The following is a 26,123-nucleotide window of genomic DNA, read 5'->3' as shown; positions in this document are numbered from 1 at the left end:
TATGACAAGAGGCTGCTGCCAAAACCTTTTTAACGGAAACGACGGTATGTTGTTTTTCATTTTGGTGTTCCTGCTTCTCTTCGGCTGCTGCGATTGATAATTTAAACGCAGAAAAATTCCAAAAATAAGGAGGTGCGCGTTAATGTTCGGTTTCGGTAACGGCGGCTGCTGCGAAAACAGCAGTACCGCATTGTGGTTCTTGATACTCATTCTTTTGTTGTTCATAAACTGCGGCGAGGACAACACACCCTGCTGTCAGTAATTTAAAGGTAATTTCGGAGGTATAATATGATTGATTGCTGCAATACGTGCGAACCTAAATGTCCGCCGCCTTGTCCTCCCGATCCGTGCTGCAGAAACAACGGCATTTTTTCGGGAAACAACATCTGGATTATAATCGGTGCAATCGTTGTAATCTGGCTGCTTTTTTCAAATGACGACAACTGCTGCTGTTAAGTTATAAATCGGCAGGACGGCATTTTCGTCCTGCCTTTTTTATTGTTTCACCGTTATTTCGGCATTATCCATCGACGAGAAAATCTTTGCCAAATCGTCAAAATCGTAACTTGCAATGTCGGTTTTCGACTGCTTTACAATGTTTAAAAATTCCTTTTGCTGCCAAGGCGCAAAATCCGCACCGGAAAGACGCTTGAAAAACGATTTCAGCAATTCCGGCTTGTTATCTTTTTTCGCTCCGTCCCTGCAAAGATACGCAAAACAGAGCGCAAACTGCACGGGATTAAGCAAACACTCGCCCTTTTCAAACGAAAAACTCTCGCCGTTTTGTGAAAACGACACCGCGCCTTTAAAATCAACCGCAATATCACCTGTTGTGTTTACCGTTTTTTCAAGCAAATCCCTGTCAAGGCAAATGTATTTGTCAAATTTAATATTTTTTTCTTTTCCGACGCACTCTTTGAGCGCCTCTGCGCCGTTTTCGGAATATATGCCCCGAAATGTGTCATCCGCACCGTCATACACCGTTTTTGCAGTGCGCGGTATATCGTCAAGATCTATTTTGTTATTTTTTGGGTCTAACGACACCGCAAAAATTCCGTCTGCCTCTTTTTTGCCTTCGTCCAAAAAAATAAGCAAAATATTTGTGTTTTTCTTCAGCTCGTCGGGAAGTTTTTTACTGTCGTTTTTAAGGTTATTAAGCGAAAAACCGCATATAACGCCTATAAAAATCACAACAAACGAACATATCGAAAAAATCAGAATTTTCAATTTTTCTTCCTTTTTAATTTGCATAAACTCCGCCTTAATCAAATTCTAATCGGACATTGAGCCTATAACACAGCAGGCGCGTCCTTTTTCCTTTGCCCGATACAAATACGCATCGGTCTTATTCATCAAAACCGCAATATCCGCCGGGAACGAAAATCTGCACGCTCCTATACTGCAGCTAACCTTTAACGGTGCGTCAATTATTCCCGATATTTCCGACAAAAATCCGTCCGTCAGTTTTTTTATTTCTTCATCGCTGAACGTTTTTTTATCTATCATAACCGCAAACTCGTCACCGCCCATACGTCCGACTATTCCGAAGCCGCCGAATGTATTTTTCAAAATAAATGCAACTTTCTTCAAAACACCGTCGCCCACGGTGTGACCCAGCGTGTCGTTAACCGTTTTAAAATTGTCAACATCGAGGAACAAAAACCAGCCCTCTCCGCGTGTCTGCAAATCCGCGCCGCTCTGCGCTCTTTCACAGCAGTTTAAAAACAGTCTTCGTCCCATAACATTCGTCACCGCATCAAGTTCGCCGATAAAACTTTTGTATGCTGTGTACTGATACCCCAAAATCAGGATAACAACGCTTATGACATTGAGCGAAAACAGAGCCATCATAAACTGCACCTGCAAATGGATAAGGTCGCCTGTTATCACTGCCGAAACAGCAACGTTATGCTGACGGAGCATAAACGACATTCTGTCCGCAAAATAAAGCGCCGCGGCGATTGTCATACCGAAGATAAACAAAGTAAAAAGCGAAATCAGAAACTTTTGTTTTGACGAATTGACATTCGGTATGCAGCTTGACTTATCTATCGCCCTTTTTACGGTTTTAAGCGACTTTTCGGTATATTCTCTCCACGAAAACTCAACAATTCCTACACAGAATATTGAGAGGATAATATTGCTTATTATAAGAAACGGCGAAACAAATTCGCCCAGCTCGTCGGGGAAGAAAATACCCGACGCGGTTAACACCAAAAATGCGTGGAGCGTCGGCGCAATAAGTGAAACAACACCAATACATAATTTCGGGCGTTTGCTCTTTTTCGCCCAGCTGAACGCAAGACCTATAAGAAAACCGAAAAACGTTCGCGTGCCTACCGAAAGAATTAAACTTCCTATCGGATTTCCGCTCAAAAACGGCGAAAACAGCATATCGGCAGGCAAGACATAAAACGAAGTCGACTTATACATACTTGCCAAACCGAAAACCGCGCCTACAACGGTTGACTGCACAGTACCGAGAAAGCACGCGGCAATTAAAATAGGAATGTATGCCAGCGTAACCGAAACAGGCGGAATGTGTATGTATCCCAAAAATGTGAACGACATTAAAAGCTCAAAAGCAATCAGAATTATAAAAATATATACATCAAATGAAGAAAATTTATGCTTTTTTGATGCACTCATAATTCTTTATCCTCCGTTTTTGCATATCTCAGTGTAATTTATCATATATAATTTATAACATATTTTGCACATAAAATCAATAGTAATTGACAAAAGAATGTCGTTTGTTGTATAATAAAGCAGTAAATTTCACAGAAAAGCAGTCATTATCAAAGAAAAAATTGACTCATGGGAGGAGCTTATGACACTCGACAAACTTAAAATCGGCGATTCAGGAATTATCACGGTTGTGGGCGGACAGGGCGCATTAAGACGGCGTTTGCTCGATATGGGACTAACCCCCAAAACCGAGGTTTTTGTGCGCAAAACCGCACCTCTCGGCGACCCGATAGAGCTTTGCTTACGCGGATATGAGCTTACTCTGCGCCTTGAAGACGCGAAAAAAATTGAAGTTATAAAAAAATAAATTACAAAGGATTGGTGCAGAAAATGAGCATTACTTTCGCTCTTACGGGAAATCAAAACTGCGGAAAAACCACCCTTTTCAACCGCCTTACGGGAAGCAATCAGCATGTCGGAAACTTTCCGGGCGTCACGGTTGAGAAAAAAGAGGGTATTATTAAAAAACAAAAAGATGTATTCGTTGTCGATTTGCCGGGAATTTACTCAATTTCGCCGTACACTGCCGAAGAGGTCGTAACGCGCGATTTTCTTATAAACGACCGTCCCGACGGTATTATAAACATAATCGACGCGACAAATATTGAGCGTAATTTATACCTTTCTCTGCAAATAATAGAGCTCGGCATACCTATGGTTATCGCACTCAATATGATGGACGAAATTGAGGCAAACGGCGGATTTATCGACGTTAAAATGATGTCGGACGAGCTCGGGGTGCCTGTTGTGCCGATAAGTGCAGGCAAAAATTACGGCATTGACGAGCTTGTGAAAGTTGCCGTAAAAACGGTCCAAAACGGACAAAAACCCGTCAAAACCGACTTTTGCAAAGGCAGTGTGCACAGGGCAATTCACTCGCTTGCTCACCTTATAGAGGACCACGCGGAAAGATTGAATATTCCGCTTCGTTTTGCCGCAACAAAGCTTGTTGAGGGCGACGAACCGATGATTAAACTGCTCGGGTTAAACCAAAACGAACTTGACATTTTAAATCACGTTGTGCACGAAATGGAAACAAGCCTCGGCACTGACCGCGAGGCGGCGCTTGCCGATATGCGCTACGATTTTATAACCAATCTTTGCAAAAAAGCGGTTGTAAAGGCAGGTCAAACAAAAGAGCAGGCGCGCAGCGTGAAAATCGACGCGGTACTTACGCACAGATTTTTTGCATTTCCTATTTTTATAGGTATAATGGCGCTTATATTTTACCTTACCTTCGGTGTTGTCGGCGCATTTTTGAGCGACGGCTTTTCATATGTGATAGACCTTGTCACCGCCGCGGCGGACAATGCGCTTTATGCACTGGACATTAACAAAGCTCTGCATTCGCTTATCATTGACGGAATTTTCGCCGGTGTGGGAAGTGTCTTAAGTTTTCTTCCGACGATTGTAATTCTGTTTTTGTTTTTGTCAATCCTCGAAGATTCGGGATATATGGCGCGCGTTGCGTTTGTTATGGACAAAGTTTTAAGGAAAATCGGACTTTCGGGACGTTCGTTCGTTCCTCTTATAATCGGTTTCGGCTGTTCCGTTCCCGCAATTATGGCAACACGCACGCTTTCGAGCGAGCGAGACAGAAAAATGACGATCCTTCTCGTGCCGTTTATGTCATGCAGTGCAAAACTTCCTATTTACGCGATTTTCGTATCAGCATTTTTCAAGTCGCACCAAGCGCTTGTTATGACGTTTTTATACATATTCGGCATAATTATGGGAATTTTGTCCTGTCTGCTTTTAAAGGGCATACTTTTCGAGGGCAAACCCGTGCCGTTTGTTATGGAGCTCCCGGCATACCGTTTTCCGTCGTTTAAAAGTGTATGCCTGCATATGTGGGAAAAGGCGAAAGATTTCATTGTGAAGGCATTTACAATCATTTTCTGCGCAACGGTTGTAATTTGGATTTTGCAGAATTTTGACCTTCATTTTAATATGACAGATGACGCGTCAAAAAGCATACTCGCATTTGTCGGCGGACTTGCCGCGCCGATATTCAAACCGCTCGGTTTCGGCGACTGGAGAGCCGCAACTGCTCTTGTGACGGGACTTACTGCGAAAGAGGCGGTCGTAAGCACAATTCAAATGCTCACCGGCGAGGCAGGGCTTGCGTCGGTATTTACAACACCGCTTTGCGCGTTCTCGTTTTTGATATTCACACTGCTTTATATGCCGTGCGTTGCGGCAATGGCGGCAATTCGCCGCGAATTTAACAGCACGCTCAAATCGGTTTATATGATGCTTTATCAAACCGCATTTGCGTATGCGGCGGCATTTTGCGTATACAACGCGGGGCGCGTTATGGGGTTCGGAAGAAATTTTGCCCCCGCACTTTCCGAAATAATCATCGGAATTGTGCTTATCGTGTTAATCACTGCGGCGGTTTTGTATCTTATCTGCAAAAAGAATAACGGCGAAACCGACTGCAAAAACGGCAAAATTTGTGCGGACCGCAACAAAGATAACAGTTTTTAGGTTATTATAAAAATTCAACTTTGAAAGGATAAAATTATTATGAAAAAAGTTCTTGCAATAGACCTCGGCGCGTCGAGCGGACGCGGAATTATCGCGCATCTTGACGGCGGAAAAATATCGCTTAAAGAAATTCACCGTTTTCAGAACAACGGCGTTTGGGCGGGCGGAGATTTTCTCTGGGACGTTCTGCACCTTTTGGACGAGATAAAACAGGCGATTGTTAAGGCGAACAACGACGGCGGTTTTGACCTTATCGGAATTGACACTTGGGGTGTTGATTACGGTCTTTTGGACAAAGACGGCTCGCTCCTTACAAATCCCGTGCATTACCGCGACGCGCGCAATGCAGTCGGTCAAAAAGAGGCGTTTGACACGATGAGCGCAAAGGAAATTTACGAAAGAACAGGTATTCAAATTCTCGATTTTAACACACTTTATCAGCTTGTTTACGCGAAAAATCACAAAAATCACGTGCTTGAAAACGCAAAAACTTTTTTGTTTATGCCCGACCTTTTGAATTATTTTCTCACGGGCGTTGCGAAAAACGAATACACCATCGCATCAACCTCGCAGATGCTTGAACCGCATACAAAAAAGTGGGATTTTGACCTTTTGAAAAAATTCGGAATTAACACCGATATTTTTTGCGACATCATTATGCCGGGCAAAAAACTCGGCGAGCTTTCGGACAAGGTTTGTGAAGAACTCAAGGTTAAAAAAGCCGACGTTATCGCAGTAGGCTCTCACGACACCGCGTCGGCGGTCGTTTCCGTTCCGTCCGACAAAAAAGATTTCGTTTACATCAGCTGCGGAACTTGGTCGCTTTTCGGCACCGAGCTTGACGAGCCGAACATCACCGAAGAGGGCTATCTTTCATCATATACAAATGAAGGCGGCTGCGGCGGAAAAATAAGATTTTTGACCAACATTATGGGCTTGTGGCTTATTCAGGAGTCGCGAAGAACATATATAAAAGAAGGCAAGGATTTAAGCTTTGCAGACCTTGAAGCGCTCGCAAGAAAATCCGAGCCGTTTAAGTGTTTTATCGACCCCGATTATCCCGAATTCGGAAAACCGGGCGACATTCCGAAAAGAATACGCGAATACTGCGAAAAAACAGGTCAGCGCGCACCCGAAACAATCGGCGAAACGGTACGCTGTATATACGAAAGCCTTGCGCTTAAATATAAATATTCGCTTATCAATCTTGAAAAAATAACGGGCAAAAAATTTGAAAAAATCAACATTGTCGGCGGCGGAACAAAAGACCCGTTCCTTTGCGCAATGACCGCGGACGCGTGCAATATCTGCGTTGATGCAGGCCCCGTTGAGGCGACGGCACTCGGAAACATTGCAATGTGTCTTATCAGCGCCGGCGAGATAAAAGACATTGCCGAGGCGAGAAAAATTATCGCAAATTCGTTCCCACTAAAGCATTACGAGCCTAATCATACGGCCGATTGGGACAGCGCTTTTGAAAGATTTAAAAAAATACTCGGAAAATAAACTTACAAAAAAGGTGAGGAAAAAGCCCCGGCCCGACAAGGAATCATTGCCCTGACAAACATCTTTTTTACGAATTTCTGCGTTAAAAAAGGCTCGAAATCCGACAGGATTGCTCGCTTTTTCGCCTTGAACTTCATCAAAAAATTTTGTTTTCAGGGTGCAAAGCAGTTTTGAAAATTGCAGTTTAAGCTTTAGACAAGAAAAAAAGACACCGTAATACTGACGTATACGGTGTCTTTTTGCCGAAGTATAAACTTAAAATACAGATTTCAAAACCAATGTTTCCTTATCGGATTGGGGCTAAATCCTCACCTTTTAATTTTTTTATTTTATCATTTCAACAACCGCGTCGCGCAGTGCCGTGATTTTCTTATCCGCGCCGTCCTCGCTGTCAGCCGTTACACCGAAATAGAACTTAATTTTCGGCTCCGTACCCGACGGACGCGCCGCAAACCACGATTTGTCGTCGAGGAAGAATTTCAAAACATTTGATTTGGGAAGCTCCGATTTTGTAACCGCGCCTGTCAAAACGTCGGTTTCGGTGCCCTTCAGAACATCCAAAACTTTTGTAACCTTATGACCGTCTATTTCTTTGGGTGGATTTTCTCTTATTTCAGCCATAATAGCCTTAATTTTTTCCGCGCCGTCAAGACCTTTGAGCACAACATTATGCAGTAAATCCTTATGATAGCCGTATTTTTCGTAAAGTGACATAAGACCTTCATAAAGTGTTTTGCCCTTTGTTTTGTAGTCCGCCGCCATCTGCGCTATAAGCATTGACGCAACAACCGCGTCTTTGTCGCGCGCATACGTTCCGGCAAGGTAGCCGTAGCTTTCCTCAAAACCGAAAATATACTCGTTACTGCCTGTTTTTTCAAATTCCTTAATCTTTTCGCCGATAAACTTAAATCCCGTCAAAACGTCAAAAACGGTTGTTTTATAGTTGTCCGCAATGGGATAAACCATATCGGTGGTAACGATTGTTTTTATAACCGCGCCGTTTTTGGGCAGAGTGCCTTTGAGCTTTCTGTTGCGGAGGATAAATTCGCAAAGAAGAATACCTGTCTGGTTGCCCGTGAGCGTGATGTAATTGCCTTTTTTATCTTTAACGGTAACACCTACCCTGTCGCTGTCGGGGTCGGTCGCGATAATAACGTCCGCGTCAACTTTTTTTGCAAGCTCAATCGCAAGCTTAAATCCCTCGTTTTCTTCGGGGTTGGGAGATTTAAGCGTCGGGAAATCGCCGTCGGGCATTTCCTGTTCTTTAACAACATAAACGTTTTTAACACCCGTCATATCGAGAATACGTCTTACGGGGATATTTCCCGCGCCGTGGAAAGGCGTGTAAACAAGTTTAAAATCATCGCCCAGGCTTTTTGCCGCCTCTTCGTTAACAGACTGTTCTTTTACTGCCGCAAGATATGCCGAGTCAACGTCCTCTCCGATTATCTCGATAAGACCGTCTTTTACCGCCTTGTCGTAGTCGGTTGTCAAAACGTCGTCAAAAATATCAAGCTTGTCGATAATCGAAATAACGTAGTCCGAGCTTTCGGGAGGAAGCTGACCGCCGTCCTCACCATATGCCTTGTATCCGTTGTATTCTTTCGGGTTGTGGCTCGCGGTTACAACAATTCCTGCCGCCGCTTTTTTGTATCTTACCGCAAACGAAAGCACAGGTGTGGGACGGAGCGACTCAAAAAGGTATGCTTTAATTCCGTTTGCCGCAAGCGTGAGCGCACTCTCTTTTGCAAATTCGTCCGACTTATGGCGCGAATCGTACGCGATAACAACTCCGCGTTTCATATATTCTTCGCCTTTGTTTTTAATGTCCTCGCAAAGTCCCTGTGTCGCTTTTTTAACGGTATATATATTCATTCGGTTGTCGCCTGCGCCGATAATTCCGCGGAGTCCGCCCGTTCCGAATTCCAAATCTTTTATAAATCTTTCCTTAATTTCGTTGTCGTCGTCTTTTATGGCAACGAGCTCTTTTCTTGTTTCTTCATCAATTTTCGGTGAGTTTAACCATTTTTGATATCTTTCGGTATATGTCATTTAAAATCCCCCTTTTATCAGTTTAATAAAATAATACCACGCAAAGAAAGTTTTGTCAATTTTTTAATTGGGTATGTGACAAAAAAGTTTAATATTAGTGCTTGTCCGTATCTTTTTTACCCTTTTCGATAAGCGAATAAAGCTTGTCTATCGCGTCCGACAGTCCGCCGACTTCGTTTATAAGACCGCATTCCGCCGCGTCTTTGCCGAAAAGCACCGTTCCGACGTCATTTGCAATGTCGTCATTGTTTAAAAGAAGCTTTGTAAACTCGTCGTGCGAGATGTTTGAATTTCTCTCGACAAAATCGGTTATGCGCTCCTGAATTTTCCATAAATATTCAAACGACTGCGGAACGCCGATAACAAGTCCGTTTGTGCGTATGGGGTGCACAGTCATTGTGGCCGACCGCGCGATAAACGAATAGTCTGCCGACACCGCAAGCGGAACGCCTATGCTGTGACCGCCTCCGAGAACAAGCGAAACGGTAGGCTTTGTCATCGACGAAATCATCTCGGCAATGGCAAGACCTGCCTCAACGTCACCGCCGACGGTGTTTAAAAGCATCAGCATACCGTCAATGTCCGCGGTTTCTTCAACATAAACAAGCTGCGGCAGAATATGCTCGTATTTTGTGCTTTTGTTTTGAGGAGGCAAAAGCATATGCCCTTCTATCTGCCCTATTATGGTGAGGCAGTGAATGTTTCCGCGCTCGGTCTTTATGGTAGACGTGCCGTATTCTTTTATGCTGTCGCCGCTGTCGTTTTTGTTTCCGTCATCCTGATTATTTTCATTAAAAAGTTCAAGCATAGATAAATTTTCCTTTTTGTTTTTTAGTTATTATCCTCAAAAATTTTGAAAATTATGTGAAAACTTAAAATAAAGTTGCAAACAAAGCGATAATTTGATATAATTGCCTTAAAATTACATCTTACACATCAAAAAGGGGCGATAAAAATGCCGATTAAAATACCCGGTTCTTTGCCTGCAAACAAAATATTAAACAGCGAAAACATATTTGTAATGACCGAAAAAAGGGCGATAACGCAGGATATACGTCCGCTTAAAATTGCACTTGTAAACCTTATGCCTACGAAAATCACAACCGAAACACAGCTTTTGCGCCTTTTGGGAAACTCACCGCTTCAGGTTGAATTTGATTTTATAAACACCGCGACGCACAACTCAAAAAACACGCCGTCGGCGCATCTTTCGTCGTTTTACAAGGATTTTGAAATGATTAAAGACCAAAAATACGACGGTATGATAATCACCGGCGCGCCGGTTGAAAAAATGGAGTTTGAGGACGTCGATTACTGGGACGAACTGAAAAAAATTATGGAATGGTCAAACACAAACGTCACAAGCACACTGCACATCTGCTGGGCGGCGCAGGCGGGGCTTTACTATCATTTCGGAATACCTAAAATTCCGCTTGATAAAAAGCTTTCCGGCGTTTTCGAACACAGAGTCGTGCGCAAAAAAGCTATGCTTGTGCGCGGTTTTGACGACGTTTTTTATGCACCTCATTCGCGCTACACCACCGTTTCAAAAGAAGACATTAAAAAGGTAAGCGACCTTCAGATTACGGCGGAGTCGGACGATGCCGGAATTTATATCGTCACGTCAAAAGACAAAAAGAAAATTTTTGTCACGGGACACTCGGAATACGACCGTCTTACTCTGCACGAGGAATATATGCGCGATATTGAAAAAGGGTTAAATATTGACGTGCCCAAAAATTATTATCCTAACGACAACCCAAAAAATGCACCCGTTATGCGCTGGAGAGCGCACGCAAATCTGCTTTTTACAAACTGGCTCAACTATTATGTATATCAGACAACGCCGTACGACATCACGAAAATCAAATAGAAGGTGAAATTATGACATATTTAGTAAGTATAATCGTGTGCTTTTTCGCCGGAATGGGCGCAGGACTCGGCACGGGATTTGCAGGAATGAGCGCGGCGGCGGTTATAACGCCTATGCTTGTGACATTTCTCGGAACAGAGCCTTATATGGCGGTCGGAATTGCGCTCGCGTCGGACGTTCTGGCAAGCGCGGTTTCGGCATACACCTACGGAAAAAGCAAAAATCTAGACATTAAAAACGGCGTTGTGATGATGGCAAGCGTGCTTTTGTTCACCGTTATCGGAAGTTACGTATCAAGCCTCGTGCCGTCTGCAACTATGGGGAATTTCTCCGTTTTTATGACGTTTCTTCTCGGCGTGAAATTCATTGTCCGCCCTGTTATGACAACAAAAGAGGCAATGGACAAAATTTCCGCGAAAAAGAGGTTTGTTCAGTCGGCAGTATGCGGTGCGTTTGTCGGATTTATCTGCGGATTTATCGGTGCAGGCGGCGGAATGATGATGCTTTTGCTTTTGACAAGTATGCTCGGATACGAGCTTAAAACCGCGGTCGGCACAAGCGTATTTATTATGACTTTTACCGCGCTGACAGGTTCGGTTTCGCACTTTGCAATAGGCGGTGCGCCCGATTTTATGCTCCTTGCGCTCTGCATAATTTTTACGTTTGTATGGGCAAGAATTGCCGCGGTTATCGCAAACAAAGCCGACGCAAAAATGCTCAACCGAATGACGGGTGTTATATTGGTTGTGCTCGGAATTGCCATATTTGCATTTTCACTGATAAAATAAGCACAAAAAACGGCAGAATATATCTGCCGTTTTATATTTTGCAAAATCAAAAATTCACATAAAAATCAAAAAAGCTATCTTGCGGATAAAAAGCAAGATAGCTTAATTTTTAAACTAATTTAATAGTTCTTTCGCTATGGCATTAACCATACCGCCGTCCGCTCTGCCTTTGATTTTCGGCATAACGTTCGCCATAATTTTGCCCATATCTTTCATTGACGATGCGCCAACTTCCGCTATGGCATTTTTTACAATTTCGCCTAATTCCTCTTTTGACAACTGGGAAGGTAAATATCCCATCAAAATTTCAATTTCTCTTTTAAGCTCGTCTATCAAATCGGTTCTGCCGCTTTTTTCATATTCGGGCAAAACGTCTTTTCTTTTTTTAGCTTCTTTTGCTATAACGCCGATAATATCGTCGTCCGAAAGCTCGACTCTGTTATCGACCTCGACCTGCTTTATTGCAGCTCTGACGCTTTGTACCGTATTTTTTCTAACGGTATCCTTATCTTTCATAGAGAGTTTTAAATCTTCCATCAGCTTTTCTTTAAGTGCCAACATAAACCCTCCTTTTTATAATAAAGTTAAAATTGTCTTATCTGAAAGATCTCTTTCTTGCAGCTTCAGATTTCTTTTTACGCTTTACACTTGGTTTTTCGTAATGTTCCCTTTTACGGATTTCCGATAAAACTCCTGCTTTAGCGCACTGACGTTTAAATCTGCGAAGAGCACTGTCCAAAGACTCGTTTTCTTTAATTCTAATTTCCGACACAAAATCCCCTCCCTCCGCTACATCATCTGTGTTTTAACACTTCATATGTGGGATTAGACAAAAATTATACATACTAATTATACACGCTTTAGGCGCGTATGTCAAGCTTTTTTTAATATTAGCTTTTATCAGCCCGGAGGCCAGCCGAGATTACGTCCGCCGAGCATATGGAAATGCAAATGTCCGACAGTCTGACCGCCGTCCTCACCGCAGTTGTTAACAATGCGGAAGCCGTTTTTGTCGATGCCGAGCTGTTTTGCGATTTTGCCTGCCGCTAAAAATACTTTTGAAACGATTTCAGCGTTCTGCTCGTTTAATTCCATTGCCGACGCAATGTGCGTTTTCGGTATTATGAGAACGTGCGCGGGCGCCTGGGGAGAAATGTCCTTGAACGCAAGCACAAACTCGTCCTCATACACAATTTCGGACGGAATTTCCTTGTTTATAATTTTGCAAAAAAGACAATCACTCATTTTTGAAAACCTCCTTTACAGCAAAATTTTATGTTTTCGGCATTGAAAATCACCTTTCCGATGCCGAATTTTATAAAAATTATTTTATCTGACCGAGTGCAATTTCAACCGCTTTTTCAACGGCTTTTGCGATATTCGCTTTGTCCTTGCCGCCTGCCTGTGCAAAATCGGGACGTCCGCCGCCTCGTCCGCCGACGATTACCGCCGCCTCTTTTACGATATTTCCGCAGTGCATACCGCGCGCAACCGCCGATTTTGTCGCGGTTACAAAGAGCGTTACCTTATCGCCCGTGCTTGACGCAAGCACCGCCGCGCCGTCGCCGATTTGCGATTTGATATTATCGCCCATTGTGCGCATAGCGTCGATGTCAACATCTTCAAGCACCGCGCTGACGATTTTTATGCCGTCTTTTTCAACCGCGTTTTTAACGAGGTCGTCCGCACCGCTTTTTGCCATTTCCGCTTTGAGTTTTGAAAGCTCATTTTTGGTCTGTTTAAGTTCTTCGGTAACCGCCGCCGCCTTGTGCGCGATTTCCGACGGATTGGATTTTAACGCTTTCGCGGTTTCGTTTATGATATGCTCTTTTTCCTCAAGATACTTAAGCACGCCGAGCGACGTTGCCGCCTCGATACGTCTTGTGCCTGCCGCAATGCCCGACTCGGACAAAATCTTGAAAATACCTATATCGGCAGTGTTTTTCGCGTGCGTTCCTCCGCAGAATTCAACGCTGAAATCTCCCATTTTTACAACACGGACAATATTGCCGTATTTCTCGCCGAAAAGCGCCATAGCGCCGAGTTTTTTAGCCTCTTCAACCGGCATTTCGGCACAGGTGATGTCAAGTGCCTCAAATATTTTCTCGTTTACGATTTTCTCAACTTTTTCGAGTTCTTCGGGTTTAACCGCCTCATAATGCGAGAAATCGAAACGCAATCTTTCGTCGTTTACATATGAACCTGCCTGTTCAACGTGGTCACCCACAACCTCACGGAGCGCCTCCTGCAAAAGATGCGTTGCGGAGTGGTTTGCCGCAATGCTCTTTCTGCGCGCTTTGTCAACCGTGCAATGGCAATTTTCGCCTTTTAAAACGTTGCCCTCGGAAACCTTGCACGCAAGAATAATTCTTCCGTCACGCAGTTTTTTCGCGTCAACAACTTCTATACTGCCGTTTTCGGTTGTGATAACGCCTGTGTCGCCGACCTGTCCTCCGCCCTCGCCGTAGAACGGTGTTTTTGATACAACAACGGTTACGCTGTCGCCGGCGGACGCACTGTCAACAAAGTCATTGTCTTTGAAAATTCCCAAAACTTCAGCGTCACACTCAAGTGTTTCATAGCCCACAAATTCCGGCTTGGGAAGCGTTGCGAATTTCTCCAAAAGTTCGTCTTTCCAACCCAAAACGTCGGCGTCTTTTATAGCGTCGCGCGAACGTGTACGCTGAATTTCGACATTTTTGTTAAAGCCGTCAACGTCAACCTTAAATCCGCCCTCTTCCAGAATTTCAACGGTGAGGTCAATCGGGAAACCATAGGTATCCGAAAGCTTAAACGCTTTCTCGCCCGAGAGTGTATCCTCGCCCTTTTCTTTAAGTTCCGCGGTGTATGTGTCAAGAATTGCCATACCCTCGTCAACCGTGCGCGCAAAGCTGATTTCTTCAAGCTCGATTGTTTTCTTGATGTAGTCTTTTTTGCTCACAAGTTCGGGATATGCGCTCTTGTTTTCTTCAATAACCGTATCGCAAACCTTATACAAAAACGGCTCGTTTATGCCGAGAAGTTTTCCGTGGCGTGCCGCACGGCGCAAAAGACGTTTTAAAACGTATCCCCTGCCCTCGTTCGCAATTTTAACGCCGTCCGAAATCATAAACGTTGTGCTTCTGATATGGTCGGTGATAACACGGAGAGAAACGTCCGTTCTGTCGCTGTCGCCGTATTTAACGTTTGCAATTTCGCTGACCTTTTTCATAATATTGCGAACGGTGTCAACCTCAAAAATATTGCTTACGCCCTGCATAATGCACGCAAGACGCTCAAGTCCCATACCTGTGTCGATATTCGGATGCGCCAAACGGTTGTAATTTCCGTTTTCGTCCTTGTCAAACTGCGTGAATACGAGGTTCCAGAATTCAACATATCTGTCACATTCACAGCCGACTTTGCAGTCGGGTTTTCCGCAGCCGTTTTCTTCGCCGCGGTCAAAATATATCTCCGAGCAGGGACCGCACGGACCCTGACCTATTTCCCAGAAATTGTCCTCTTTGCCCATACGCACAATTCTGTCGGGCGCAACGCCGACTTTTTTCGTCCATATGTCAAAAGCCTCGTCGTCGTCCTGATAAATCGTAACCCAAAGCTTGTCCACGGGAAGCTTCAAAACCTCGGTGCAAAATTCCCACGCCCACGAGGTAGCCTCGTTTTTGAAATAATCGCCGAACGAAAAATTTCCGAGCATTTCAAAATATGTGCCGTGGCGCGCGGTTTTTCCCACGCTTTCAATATCGGGCGTTCTGATACATTTCTGGCACGTTGTAACCCTTTTTCTCGGCGGAGTTTCCTGTCCCGTGAAATACGGCTTTAACGGCGCCATACCTGCGTTTATAAGCAAAAGGCTCTTGTCATTCTGCGGTACGAGCGAAAAGCTCGGCAGTCTTAAATGACCCTTGCTTTCAAAAAACGATAAGTATTTTTCCCTTATTTCGTTAAGTCCAAGTTTTTCCATAAGTAAATCCCTCAAATCAAAATTAAACTATACTTATATATAATATAATAAAATACCTGTTTTTGTCAACCTTTTGACAAAATATATTTTAATTTTAACCGCATTATATTGACAAAACAGTGCGGAATGTTGTAATATATTGTAGTAAAATAATATTTAGGCAGGCACAAGAGAGGAATTGAATCAAATGAAGAAAATTATCGGTTTTATAATGCTCGCGGTTATGTGCGTTTCGTTTGCGGGCTGCGGTTCAAAGGAAGAAGCAAAAGTTTTTGACACTTCAAAAGAAATCGCCGTTATTTTATACGACAACGACGAATATAATAGTTCGGTAAAGGATTCTTTTGCTGAAAATTTAAACAAGGCATACACCGCACAAAAACTTAACATTTCCGTTAAAAACGCAAAGGGCGACGATAACGAGCTTGAAAAAATCGTTTCAAAAATATCTCCCGAAAACACGCTTTTTGCAGTTCCCGTAGGCATTGAGGCGGCAAGAGCGGCATATAAATCGTTCGGCGGCCAAATTCCGATTTTCTTTGCAAACGTTGCAAATCCCGTGCTTGAAGGTTTTATGGCAGACAAATCCACTCCGTCAAACACAACCGGTGTTTTGTCAACCGTTCCGGCAAACTATGTTTTCAACAACTTTTTAAATTCAATCGGTTCGAGCTCGGTCGGACATATCGGCATAATTTTCAACACCAGTGAAATCACTCCTATGGAGAGCACAAACTATTTTAAACGCTATCTTGATTTAAACAGTTACTACTACACCGAAAGTGTTGTTTCAAACACACTCGAAGCACAGCAGGCGGCGTCTAAAATGGCATATAAAGCTTCGTCGGGAAGCAGTGTTGTGGGCGAAAATGTGTCGGCAGACGGTGCGGCATCAAAAAAATACGAAAACCGCCAGGACGGTGCAAATATGCTTTATCTTTCGGACGACAGCGTTGTGAGAGGTTCTGTAAAAGAAATCGCACACGCGCTCGCAGGCTCCGATTTTTACATTTACGTAAGCAATCCCGAGGATATTGTCGGCAAGAATTTTATTTCGCTCAAGCCCACGTCGGTATCAATGGGCAAAAATCTTGCAGATATGGCGGCGCAGTATTTGAACGGCACGTCAATTCAGCTTTTGCCGTGCAGAACCGCAGATGAATTTGACGAATTTGCATATCTTGACAAAAATTCATCATCGGAAAACACCAATACGCAGGATAACAACGCGCAAAACAGCACATCACAAAATCAATAAATTTTAAAAGGGCGAGAGTATCGCCCTTTTTTCAGGAAAGGAAGTTTATTTTATGACAGTTTTAAACTTTATAAGAGCGTTCATTTACGGCGTAATTCAGGGAATTACCGAATGGCTCCCCATCAGCAGTACGGGGCACCTTATTCTCGCAAATGAGATACCTTTTTTCAAGCTTGACGGCATATCGCAGGATTTCTTTAATATGTTTATCGTTGTAATTCAGCTTGCTTCGATACTTGCGGTAATTCTGATTTATTTCAATAAGCTTAATCCTTTTTCCAAACACGGACTTAAAAAAGACACCATGCAGATGTGGTTTAAGGTTATAATCGGCGTAATTCCGGCGGCAATCGCAGGATTTTTGCTCGACGATTTTATATCGGGATATATCAACGACAACCCGTTTGTTATCGCGGCGGCGCTTATAGTTTACGGCGTTTTGTTTATCGTTATCGAAAACAGAAAAAGACAGCCGAAAATCAACAGTATAGACAGTCTTACATATAAAACCGCGCTTTTAATCGGCGTGTTCCAAGTCTTGGCGCTTATCCCGGGAACGTCGCGCTCCGGCTCGACAATTCTCGGAGCGATAATTCTCGGAACGTCGCGTACCGTTGCGGCTGAATTTTCGTTTTTCCTCGCAATTCCCGTTATGTTCGGCGCAAGCTTTTTAAAACTCGTAAAATACGGTTTTGCGTTTACACAGCCCGAACTTTTCGTGCTCATAGTCGGATTTTTAACCTCGTTCGCAGTTTCCTATTTTGCAATCAAATTCCTTGTAAGTTATATTAAAAAACACGATTTCAAAGCGTTCGGATATTACAGAATTGTGCTCGGAATTGTTGTTATTCTCTATTTTTGGCTGTTTAATGCTTGATACAGCGTTGTGACAGTATTGTTGAAAACGATAAAAATATGTAAATTTAAAATTGGCAATTAACTTTTCCGTGTCAATGATATTTGACAATTTATAATATCCCTTTTATACTTGCTGCCGGTGTACTAGTTATTATAACACATAATATTTTTCTTGTCATTGGCATAGATGTGCCAATTTATATGCACATTTTTTCCAAAAACTCTTTTGACCTTTCCGAATTTTGTGATATAATATACTTAAAAATCAATATGAAAGCGTGGCGAATCAAGGCATGGAGAACCATATTCAAAAAATACTTTGCGACTCCGCAAAAAACGTTATAGAATCGGTTTTTGAAATTGATTTCAGAACCGGTAAATATACAACGGTTTTTACCTCAGCAACGCAAACATCACCATACGGTGAACAAAGTTGGAATGCATTTGCCGACCGTTTTGCGGGAAATTACTCAGTTTCCGGACGAAAAGACGAGTTGGAGCGTGCGTTAAGTCTTGAAAATATAAAGATGGCTTTGTCAGCTGACGGAAAATATCGTGTTTACGGCGGAAAAATTCCCGGCAAAGAGCAGAAAGGATATAAGGAGCTCATTTTTACTTCCTCCGAAAATCCGGAGGCAGCTATACTTTCAATCATTGATTTCAGCCGCATTGCCGATTACTATCACAAAACAATACGACATATGAAAGACGAGTTCAGACATGACAATATAACCGGCACTTACAACCGTGACTATTACGAAACAAATCTCAAAAACCTCCGCATGAACGGTGGTGTTGCCATCATAGATATTGATGATTTTAAGATCTTCAACGACACATACGGTCATAATACGGGAGATCTTGCCCTTTCGGAAACCTCAAGAATTATCAGGGAGAACCTTTCGAAAAACGATATGCTGATCCGTTACGGCGGCGACGAATTTTTAATTATTATGCCCGACGTTTCTGTCGACAACCTTGAAAATACCCTGGAGAGGATACGAACTGCAATAAGTTCTGTCCGTCACCGGAGTTTGGGCAATATGCGGCTTTCCGTAAGTGTGGGCGGAGTAATTGAAAACGGCGGAGTTTTAGAGAACGCAGTATACCGCGCTGACCGCGTCATGTACCTTGCCAAAAATCACAAAAATAAAGTGATGACGGAACGGCGGCTTGCCAAGATTCCCACGGAAATTACAGAAGAAAATACGGAAAAACAGCTCGTGCTGATTGTGGATGACTCCGAGTTCAACCGCGAACTGTTAAAAGAAATGCTTATCGGCACTTATGCCCTGGCAGAGGCAAGCAGCGGCAGACAATGTCTCCGGATGCTCGACAAATACGGCACAAAAATCTCGGCTGTTTTATTGGATATTATTATGCCGGAAATGAATGGTTTTGAGGTTCTTTCACAGATGAAGGAGAAAGGTTATCTTGAAGACATACCGGTAATTATGATTACCGCCGATGATTCCGAAGAAAATCTCAAAAAGGCGTTCAATATGGGAGTTTCGGATTATATTCACCGTCCGTTTGACGCAAATGTAGTGAAACGTCGGATTCAGAATATCGCGTTTCTTTACGCAAAACAACGAAGAATGCTTTCCATGCTCGCCGAGCAGATCAACAGCCGTGAAAAAAACAACCGAATTATGATTGATATTCTCAGCAATGTTGTCGGCTGCATTAACAGTGAAAGCATTCCACATATTCAGAACTTACGAAAGATCACAATAATGCTTTTGGAACGGTTGAATTTAAAAACAGATAAATACGGTCTTTCGTGGCAGGACTGCCGCAATATTTCGGTTGCGTCCTCGCTGCACGACATCGGTAAAGTGCTGATCGATCCCGCAATCTTAAATAAACCCGGCAAGCTTACTGCAAAGGAATACGAAATAATGAAAGAACATGCGGTTTTGGGTGAGAAAATACTCCATAGGGGAGAACTCGCATCCTTTCAGAATGAACCTTTGCTGAAGATTGCCATCCAAATTTGCCGTTACCACCATGAACGTTACGATGGAAAGGGCTATCCCGACGGTCTTCGCGGAGATGATATTCCCCTTGCCGCACAAGTGGTCGGCATTGCCGATGTGTATGACGCTCTGGTGAATGACCGCAGCTATAAAAAGGCAATTCCGGGTGAAACTGCGCTGGAAATGATATCTCGCGGGGACTGCGGCTGCTTCAACCCGATCTTAATAGAGTGTCTGAAAGATATAAAAGAAAAACTCACGCTTGATATTTATGGATAAGAAGGAGAAATATTATGGATAAAACAGAGGAATTTTATAATGCAATCGGTTCCGATTTTCAAAGTGTTGCAAAACGGTTCGGAAACAACAGCGCCATATTGACGCGGTTTGTTCTGAAATTTTTGTCGGATGAAAGTTTCCGCACGCTAAAGACCGCACTGGAAAAAGACGATGCCGAAAGCGCTTTTTATGCGGCTCATACACTAAAAGGCATCTGCTCCAATCTTGGTTTTGACAGACTCTTTGAAAAATCCTCCGCCGTTACCGAGATGCTGCGCCGCAAAGAAACAGAACCCGCAAAGGCTGAATTTGCCGGTCTGGAACAGGAATATAACAAAATCGTTCAATCGGCGGCTCTGCTTTCTTAAACTTCAAAAAACTCCGCTGTATGCCGTTAATGTTGGTTGTGCAATGCACCGTTTTTCAATAAATTATATTTTCAAATACTCTGCGCATTTAATCATTTCCTCATATTTCCCTGCCGGAATAGGTTTTGAAAAATAATATTCCCTCAAAAGCGAAAAAGCCCCTGCGGTTTACAATTTTACTTTTTCTTTTCTCTGCATTTTCTTGCTGTACATATTGCTGTCAGCACGTGAAATAAGCTCTTGAACACTCTCGGTTTCGCTTGTGTGCTGTGCGCAGCCTATGCTGACGCTTAAAGAATATGCCGAATTTTTATCCGTTATTTTTTCTACCGAATCGTAGATATTCTTTTTAATTCTCTTTATATCTCCGCTTTTTTTCAGAACCTGTATAACCGCAAATTCATCGCCGCCGTACCGTGCGCAAAAACCGCCTGTTGTTTTGCACAAAGTCTTCAGCACAGTCGCTACCGATTTTAATGCATTATCGCCTTCGTGATGCCCAAAAGCATCGTTTATCTGCTTAAAAGAATCAATATCGAGAAAAAGAAAATAGAGTTTCTCGTCCTTTTTCAGCGAAGATATCTTATCCTCAAGTTCATTCATAAGCTTGTGTCGGTTGGCGATCCCGGTGAGCATATCAACGGAAACATGCACTTTAAGCGAATAGACATATACATTCATAAACGCTAAAACGATTCCGAGGCAGGCGATCGGCAATTCCGGAAAGAACGCCTGAAGCGTTGAAGCAGAAATTATGGGCACCGCAAAAACGGCAGCAAAAATAATGTTGTCCCATACAAGCTTATTTTTTCTGCCGATTACATCGTACAGTATTCTGATAACGGCAGCGACAATATATCCGTAGGATAAGACTACCTGCATAAAGAACAGCGGTCCTCTCGTGTAATTAAGGTTTTCGTCTATCGAAAATACGCACCCTGTAAACACTGATGCCGCAAGCAGTATAACCAGCACTGCAAGCGGTAAAAACGCTATATACGCTCTCTTTTTTCGTTTGAATATTTTTGACTCGGATATAGACTCAATATACAAAAACCAGCAGCAAAACGACAGTGCATAGCATATAAAATACATTGTATTCACCAACACCGCCGCCGACCGCGAGAGAAGCAGATATCCGCCTGCGCTCATTTCCCACAGAAAATCACAGATGCATGACATAGCCGCAAAGCAGGCGGAACACGAAAACAGTCGGTTCTTATTTTTTGTGTCAACACCTAATACCGAAGAATTGAACATAACGGTAAACAGCGCAATAATACTGAAAATATTGATCTCCGAATAAAGCAGCGTCTGCATGTCCATCCTCCTACCTTGTTTTTAAGTTCATTCCTTGTTTACCTACACACCGAAGCGGAATCAGGCACTCTTTGCCGCAAAGGAAAAAGAGGCGCATTTTTCTTTGGGGCAACCCAAAAGAAAGCGCACCTCCGGATTCAGCAGCGAGCATAGAAAAAGTGTATAGTTGCAGCGTATGTATGTATGTATGTATGTATGTATGTATGTATGTATGTATGATTTTGGCGCAACTCATAGCACTTGTCAAGTCCTTTCGCAAATTTTATGTTAAACTTTTGTTACATTACATTCTGTAAATATGTACAAAACCACTATTATATTATAATTCAAAACCCGGCAAAAGTCAAGATTTTCTCATCGGCGGACGGTATCAGAAAAGTCGTTTTATCTCCTGTTTTCATGCTTGATTTTTACTCATTTTTACGTTATAATATATAGTTATATTATAATAAGCTCTTCGAGAAAAGGAGAACGCACATGAATATAAAGCTCAAAAATTTCACCGTATTTTTACTTATATCAGTCATTTTTCTTTTTTCCGGCTGTGCGGAAAATAAGAAAAGCGAAAATTCGGAGCTGCCGGCACTTACAATCGGCAGCGACATCTATCCGCCTTATTTTTATATGGATGACAGCGGAAATTTCGCCGGAATTGATGTTGAAATTGCCGTAGAGGCATGCAAAAAGCTTAAAATGAAGCCCGAATTTAAGCAAATTACCTGGCAGAACAAGGACTCGTTTTTAGATGACGGCTCGGTTGACTGCCTTTGGGGAAGCTTTTCCATGAACGGCAGAGAGAACGATTATACCTGGGCGGGACCGTATCTGCACAGCAGACAGGTCGTTGTGGTCAATTCCTCAAGCGGCATACATACTTTTGCAGATCTGAACGGAAAAAACATTGCAGTTCAGAATGCCTCAAAACCGGAAAAGCTTTTCTTAACGGACTCGGTTGACGGTGTCTGCGTAAATAAGGTGTACAGTTTTCCGAGCATGACCAATGTATTTGCCGCACTGAAAAAAGGATATGTTGACGCGGCAGCGGGACACGAAACGGCTTTCCGCGATTATATGAAGGACATAAACGGCGATTTTCACATTATCGACGGCGTTCTGCTTGCCTCGGAGCTCGGAGTGGCTTTCAAAAAGGACGCCGATAACAAAACTGTCGGGGAGCTGTCTGCCGTTTTAGATGAAATGCGCTGCGACGGAACGATCAAGAGCATTATCGAAAAATACGATATAGACGCAGACTATGCACTTAATGGAGGTTTGAGCAGTGAAAAATAATCCGTTTATATTTGTAAAGCAAAATTATTTTTTGGTAACGTTTCTCATTCTCATAGGTATTGTTCTTTTGACGGGAGCGCTTTGCTTCAGCATTCCGTACAGTCTGAACGAGGCGCACGACACAATGGAGCGAAACATAAGCGATCTTAAAAAGCAGTGCAGTGATTACAGCGATTTTCTCGCCACGGACGAAACAAAAAGTCTCGTGCGCCTGACAGAACAGGCGGAAGGTATCGGTGCGGATCTTCCGCTGCTTGCGGAAAACATAAGAAACGATTTTTTGAAACAGTATTGCAACAGCCAAAGACTTGATTGTGTTTTGTTATTGGACGGCAATCTGAAACCTGATTTGGTATATTCCCCGATTACGATGAGTTACGACGACTGGAAAGATGAAATCGAATTGTCTGCCGTTTCCGCTATACTTGATTTTCCGAAAAAAATTTATGCGGCAAGAATTAAACAAGACGGCGTAACATACGACATTGCCGCTGCGGCAAGGCATGACGAAAAAGGTCTTGTTTTCTGTGTAATTCGGCAGAATGATGAGTTGCTGGGTTTTCACCGTTCTTCTGTCAGCAACCTTTTGGCCGCAAACGAAACCAATTTACGGGGTTCCCTGTTTATCACGGAGGGTGATGCAATCATCGCTTCCAACACCAAGGACAGCGGTTTGGAAAAATCCGATGTTGCGGAGCTTTCCTGCATAGATACAGCCCAAAAAGGAACGAATTTTATCCGCTTTCGCAGCGACGGAAAGCTTTATTACGGCGGCAGTGCAAGATACCGCAATTACGATATTTACGCTTTTTATCCGGCTGAAACCATTTTCATCCCCTGCGGAGTTACCATACTTGTTGTAATTTGTATTTATTTTTTGTTTGCCTTTCTTATAATAATTCTGCATATACGAATGGAAAACAACCACAACCGCGAAGCTGCAAAACAATATGAAATTATACAGGCAATCAGTCACGTTTACATTATGACTGTTTTAGTAGATTTAAAAAACGAAAAATACGTCTTGCTGAAACGACCGGATAATTGCGATAATGTTCCCGATACCGGTTCGATAAACGACGATACACGGGATAACTTTTTCCGTCATATAGACAAAAAATATCGGGACGGATTTTTGCATTTTTACGAAATATCAACCTTAAACGCACGGCTTAACACGGCTGAATATATCGAATATGATTACAGGGATGTCACCGGCGAATGGCTTAACGATAAAATCATTCCGCATAAATTCGATGAAAACGGTTCGATTGTCACATTTATTCTGGCACGAAAGAGCATAAACGCACAGAAAAAATCCGAGCTTGAATATCAGCAAAGGCTTGAAAAGGCAATACGGAATGAGCAGGCGGCAAACCAAAGCAAGACGGAATTTCTCCGCCGTATAAGCCACGACATACGCACACCAATCAACGTAATACTCGGAATGTTGGAAATTGCCGACAGGAACAAATCCGATATAAAGGTTTTGGCAGAGTGCCGCGGTAAGTCGCGTATGGCGGCGGAATATCTTCTTGATCTTGTCAACGATATTCTCACATTAAATAAAATAGACTCCGACAATGCCACTGAAACTGACATAAAGTCCGTTTTCAGCCTTGACGAGGAGGTCCGGAATATGACCCTGCTGACAGATGAGCGTGCGAAAGCGAGAGGAATAAAGTTAGAGCTGCTTCACCTTGACACCGGAGATAAGATGCTTGTCGGAAATTCGCTGTATCTGCGGCAGATAATGATGAATATTATCACAAATGCAATCAAATACAACAAAGAAAACGGAACGGTAAAAATTTCGGTCAGCGAAACACCGAGCAAAAGCAATGCCGGATTTGCCGATGTCCGCTTTGTCTGCGAAGATAACGGCATCGGTATGAGCAAGGAATTTCAGAAAAAGATGTTTGAGCCCTTTGCTCAAGAAAACGATTTCGTTATCAGCAGCTCCGGCGGAGTCGGTCTGGGACTGCCCATCGTCCAAAAGCTGGTGAAAAAGCTCGGCGGCGAAATCAGCGTGGAAAGCGAGAAAGGCAAGGGTACGAAGTTTGAAATAAAAATTCCGTATAAATATGCCGAAGCTCACGTCGAAAAGAGTAGCATGCAGGGCAGTTCTGCGTCAATCGAAGGTCTTACCGTACTCTTGGCAGAGGATAACGAACTGAATATGGAAATTGCCGAGTATATCCTAACTGACGCCGGCGCAAATGTAATCAGAGCGTATAACGGCAAGGAGGCATTTGAAATATTTAAAAACTCCGAGCCGGACACAATAAACGTTGTTTTGACCGATGTTTCGATGCCGTTTATGGACGGTTTGGAGGAAACGCGAAAAATCCGCTCGCTTGACAGAGCCGACGCAAAAACTGTTCCGATTATAGCCATGACGGCAAATTTGTTTGACACCGACAAAAAAGCCTGTGCCGACGCCGGAATGACAGGGTTTGTTCCGAAACCGCTTAATATAAGTGAATTGCTTTGCACAATATCGAAACAAGCATCAAATCAGGAATAAAAAACGTTCGGTCAGAGATTTCGCATCTTTGTACCGAACGTTTTTTATGTATTACTAAAATACTGCTTAATACAGCAAATATTCCGTTGTATTGTAGCAAAAGGAGAATCTTAACGAAAAAACAAACAATCAGTGTACAGGAATTATCCATACCCTTGGAAATCAGCTTGACTAAAGCTTATGCTTTGGTAAAGACTGAAGGATTTCCCGCTATACATACAAAAGGATACTTCTTTTTAGACATTGACGGACGCAGTGTAACTGATTACGTAATATAATTTTCACAGTTCTTTTTAACTGTTTATTCCGAAAACAAGTCTATTTTGCTTACTGCTGCGCTTTCCTCCGTAAAGTCAAAGCTTACCTTGTTTTCACCTTTCATCATATAGAAATCGGCAATAAAGGTCTTCTTTTCGCCGCCTGTACCCTGTGCCATAATCAGTGCGGCACTGTTTCCGTTAACATACACCTTTATGGGAATCTGTACAAGCTCCTGCTGCTGCGAGGACACCTCCGCACGTACCGCATACATTTTGCCCTCATCGGTATTTACCTTATATTCCTTGTTCGGCTTCACATCACAAAACGACTCGGAAAGTGACATCTTTTCTATATCTGCCACCTCATTTACCATACCCTCGCCATCAATAAAACGTTCAAAGGTTGGAGTTGTCATAATAACATTAAGTATATTTACGGCGTTTCTTAAAAGCTCGCTGCGGCTTATTTTTCCGTCAGATAAGGCCTGCATAATTTCAGCCGCCGCTTTCTCCGAATCGGCATTTACCATATACACATCATTCTGTGCATCTATTTGCAGGTA

21 protein-coding genes and 1 pseudogene are annotated in these 26,123 nt (G+C 43.0%); 12 read left to right on the top strand and 10 right to left on the bottom strand.

Translation table 11 applies throughout. The annotated features are described in order from the left end of the window. The first annotated feature begins 288 nt into the window (after positions 1-288). Positions 289-456 carry a hypothetical protein gene (locus H8706_RS00110; protein ID WP_178348361.1) on the top strand — a complete coding sequence of 56 codons (168 nt, stop codon included), beginning with the start codon at positions 289-291 and terminating at the stop codon, positions 454-456. Between the two features lie 39 nt (positions 457-495). On the opposite strand, the gene H8706_RS00105 is transcribed toward H8706_RS00110, so the two are convergent. Beyond that, a complete protein-coding gene (locus H8706_RS00105; protein WP_262431011.1) occupies positions 496-1,251 on the bottom strand; it encodes an LCP family glycopolymer transferase in 756 nt (251 codons plus the stop codon). 21 nt (positions 1,252-1,272) lie between these two features. Then, positions 1,273-2,649, bottom strand: coding sequence for a diguanylate cyclase domain-containing protein (locus H8706_RS00100; protein ID WP_262431010.1), 1,377 nt, complete (start codon positions 2,647-2,649; stop codon positions 1,273-1,275). 181 nt (positions 2,650-2,830) lie between these two features. Here H8706_RS00100 and H8706_RS00095 point away from each other — a divergent pair, with 181 nt between their 5' ends. From H8706_RS00095 to H8706_RS00085, 3 genes are read left to right on the top strand one after another with little or no spacing between them, the layout of a single operon-like run. Then, positions 2,831-3,055, top strand: a complete 225-nt coding sequence (locus H8706_RS00095; protein ID WP_262431009.1) for a FeoA family protein — start codon at positions 2,831-2,833, stop codon at positions 3,053-3,055. 23 nt (positions 3,056-3,078) lie between these two features. Beyond that, complete coding sequence (gene feoB / locus H8706_RS00090; RefSeq protein ID WP_394354507.1) at positions 3,079-5,238, top strand: ferrous iron transport protein B; 2,160 nt, start codon at positions 3,079-3,081, stop codon at positions 5,236-5,238. Between the two features lie 39 nt (positions 5,239-5,277). Further along, entirely contained in the window at positions 5,278-6,744 is a 1,467-nt protein-coding gene (locus H8706_RS00085; protein ID WP_262431008.1) for a rhamnulokinase, read from the top strand. A 324-nt stretch (positions 6,745-7,068) separates the two neighbouring features. On the opposite strand, the gene H8706_RS00080 is transcribed toward H8706_RS00085, so the two are convergent. Then, positions 7,069-8,796, bottom strand: coding sequence for a phospho-sugar mutase (locus tag H8706_RS00080; protein ID WP_262431007.1), 1,728 nt, complete (start codon positions 8,794-8,796; stop codon positions 7,069-7,071). Between the two features lie 94 nt (positions 8,797-8,890). Further along, positions 8,891-9,604 carry a ClpP family protease gene (locus H8706_RS00075; RefSeq protein WP_178347980.1) on the bottom strand — a complete coding sequence of 238 codons (714 nt, stop codon included), beginning with the start codon at positions 9,602-9,604 and terminating at the stop codon, positions 8,891-8,893. Between the two features lie 147 nt (positions 9,605-9,751). Between H8706_RS00075 and metA the strand changes: the two genes are divergently transcribed. Both metA and H8706_RS00065 read left to right on the top strand, forming a co-directional pair. Next, complete coding sequence (gene metA, locus H8706_RS00070) at positions 9,752-10,669, top strand: homoserine O-acetyltransferase MetA (RefSeq protein WP_262431006.1); 918 nt, start codon at positions 9,752-9,754, stop codon at positions 10,667-10,669. A gap of 11 nt (positions 10,670-10,680) precedes the next feature. Further along, the gene (locus tag H8706_RS00065; protein ID WP_262431005.1) at positions 10,681-11,457 is read left to right on the top strand and encodes a sulfite exporter TauE/SafE family protein; all 777 of its coding nucleotides are present in this window, start codon (positions 10,681-10,683) and stop codon (positions 11,455-11,457) included. Between the two features lie 114 nt (positions 11,458-11,571). Here the strand turns inward: H8706_RS00065 and H8706_RS00060 are convergent, their stop codons facing one another. From H8706_RS00060 to alaS, 4 genes are all read right to left on the bottom strand, one after another. After that, positions 11,572-12,015 carry a GatB/YqeY domain-containing protein gene (locus H8706_RS00060; protein ID WP_178347982.1) on the bottom strand — a complete coding sequence of 148 codons (444 nt, stop codon included), beginning with the start codon at positions 12,013-12,015 and terminating at the stop codon, positions 11,572-11,574. A gap of 37 nt (positions 12,016-12,052) precedes the next feature. Beyond that, positions 12,053-12,229 (bottom strand): 30S ribosomal protein S21, encoded by a 177-nt coding sequence (gene rpsU / locus H8706_RS00055; RefSeq protein ID WP_178347977.1) that lies wholly within the window; start codon positions 12,227-12,229, stop codon positions 12,053-12,055. A gap of 128 nt (positions 12,230-12,357) precedes the next feature. Further along, on the bottom strand, positions 12,358-12,702 hold the full coding sequence (locus H8706_RS00050) for a histidine triad nucleotide-binding protein (protein ID WP_178347976.1): 345 nt from the start codon (positions 12,700-12,702) through the stop codon (positions 12,358-12,360). A 79-nt stretch (positions 12,703-12,781) separates the two neighbouring features. Further along, on the bottom strand, positions 12,782-15,421 hold the full coding sequence (gene alaS, locus H8706_RS00045) for an alanine--tRNA ligase (protein ID WP_262431004.1): 2,640 nt from the start codon (positions 15,419-15,421) through the stop codon (positions 12,782-12,784). Positions 15,422-15,608: 187 nt separating this feature from the next. Between alaS and H8706_RS00040 the strand changes: the two genes are divergently transcribed. From H8706_RS00040 to H8706_RS00025, 4 genes are all read left to right on the top strand, one after another. Then, positions 15,609-16,679, top strand: coding sequence for an ABC transporter substrate binding protein (locus H8706_RS00040; protein ID WP_262431003.1), 1,071 nt, complete (start codon positions 15,609-15,611; stop codon positions 16,677-16,679). Between the two features lie 52 nt (positions 16,680-16,731). Continuing rightward, a complete protein-coding gene (locus H8706_RS00035; protein ID WP_178347973.1) occupies positions 16,732-17,556 on the top strand; it encodes an undecaprenyl-diphosphate phosphatase in 825 nt (274 codons plus the stop codon). 274 nt (positions 17,557-17,830) lie between these two features. Further along, on the top strand, positions 17,831-19,795 hold the full coding sequence (locus H8706_RS00030; RefSeq protein WP_262431002.1) for a diguanylate cyclase: 1,965 nt from the start codon (positions 17,831-17,833) through the stop codon (positions 19,793-19,795). 14 nt (positions 19,796-19,809) lie between these two features. Further along, positions 19,810-20,163, top strand: coding sequence for an Hpt domain-containing protein (locus tag H8706_RS00025; RefSeq protein ID WP_262431001.1), 354 nt, complete (start codon positions 19,810-19,812; stop codon positions 20,161-20,163). Positions 20,164-20,331: 168 nt separating this feature from the next. Here the strand turns inward: H8706_RS00025 and H8706_RS00020 are convergent, their stop codons facing one another. Next, positions 20,332-21,483, bottom strand: a complete 1,152-nt coding sequence (locus H8706_RS00020; protein ID WP_262431000.1) for a GGDEF domain-containing protein — start codon at positions 21,481-21,483, stop codon at positions 20,332-20,334. A gap of 477 nt (positions 21,484-21,960) precedes the next feature. On the opposite strand from H8706_RS00020, the gene H8706_RS00015 reads away from it, so the two are divergent. Together H8706_RS00015 and H8706_RS00010 are read left to right on the top strand one after the other, a co-directional pair. After that, positions 21,961-22,773, top strand: coding sequence for a transporter substrate-binding domain-containing protein (locus H8706_RS00015; protein WP_262430999.1), 813 nt, complete (start codon positions 21,961-21,963; stop codon positions 22,771-22,773). Then, positions 22,763-25,300, top strand: coding sequence for a hybrid sensor histidine kinase/response regulator (locus H8706_RS00010; protein WP_262430998.1), 2,538 nt, complete (start codon positions 22,763-22,765; stop codon positions 25,298-25,300). Before H8706_RS00015 ends, H8706_RS00010 begins: the two co-directional genes overlap by 11 nt. Before the next feature lie 301 nt (positions 25,301-25,601). Here H8706_RS00010 and H8706_RS00005 read toward each other — a convergent pair. Beyond that, positions 25,602-26,123: pseudogene (locus H8706_RS00005) on the bottom strand (hypothetical protein); the annotation flags it as partial.

This window comes from Qingrenia yutianensis (assembly GCF_014385105.1).
Lineage (GTDB): Bacteria > Bacillota > Clostridia > UMGS1810 > UMGS1810 > Qingrenia > Qingrenia yutianensis.
The sequence above is the reverse complement of the archived record's forward strand: the minus strand, read 5'-3'. Positions and strand labels throughout refer to the sequence as shown.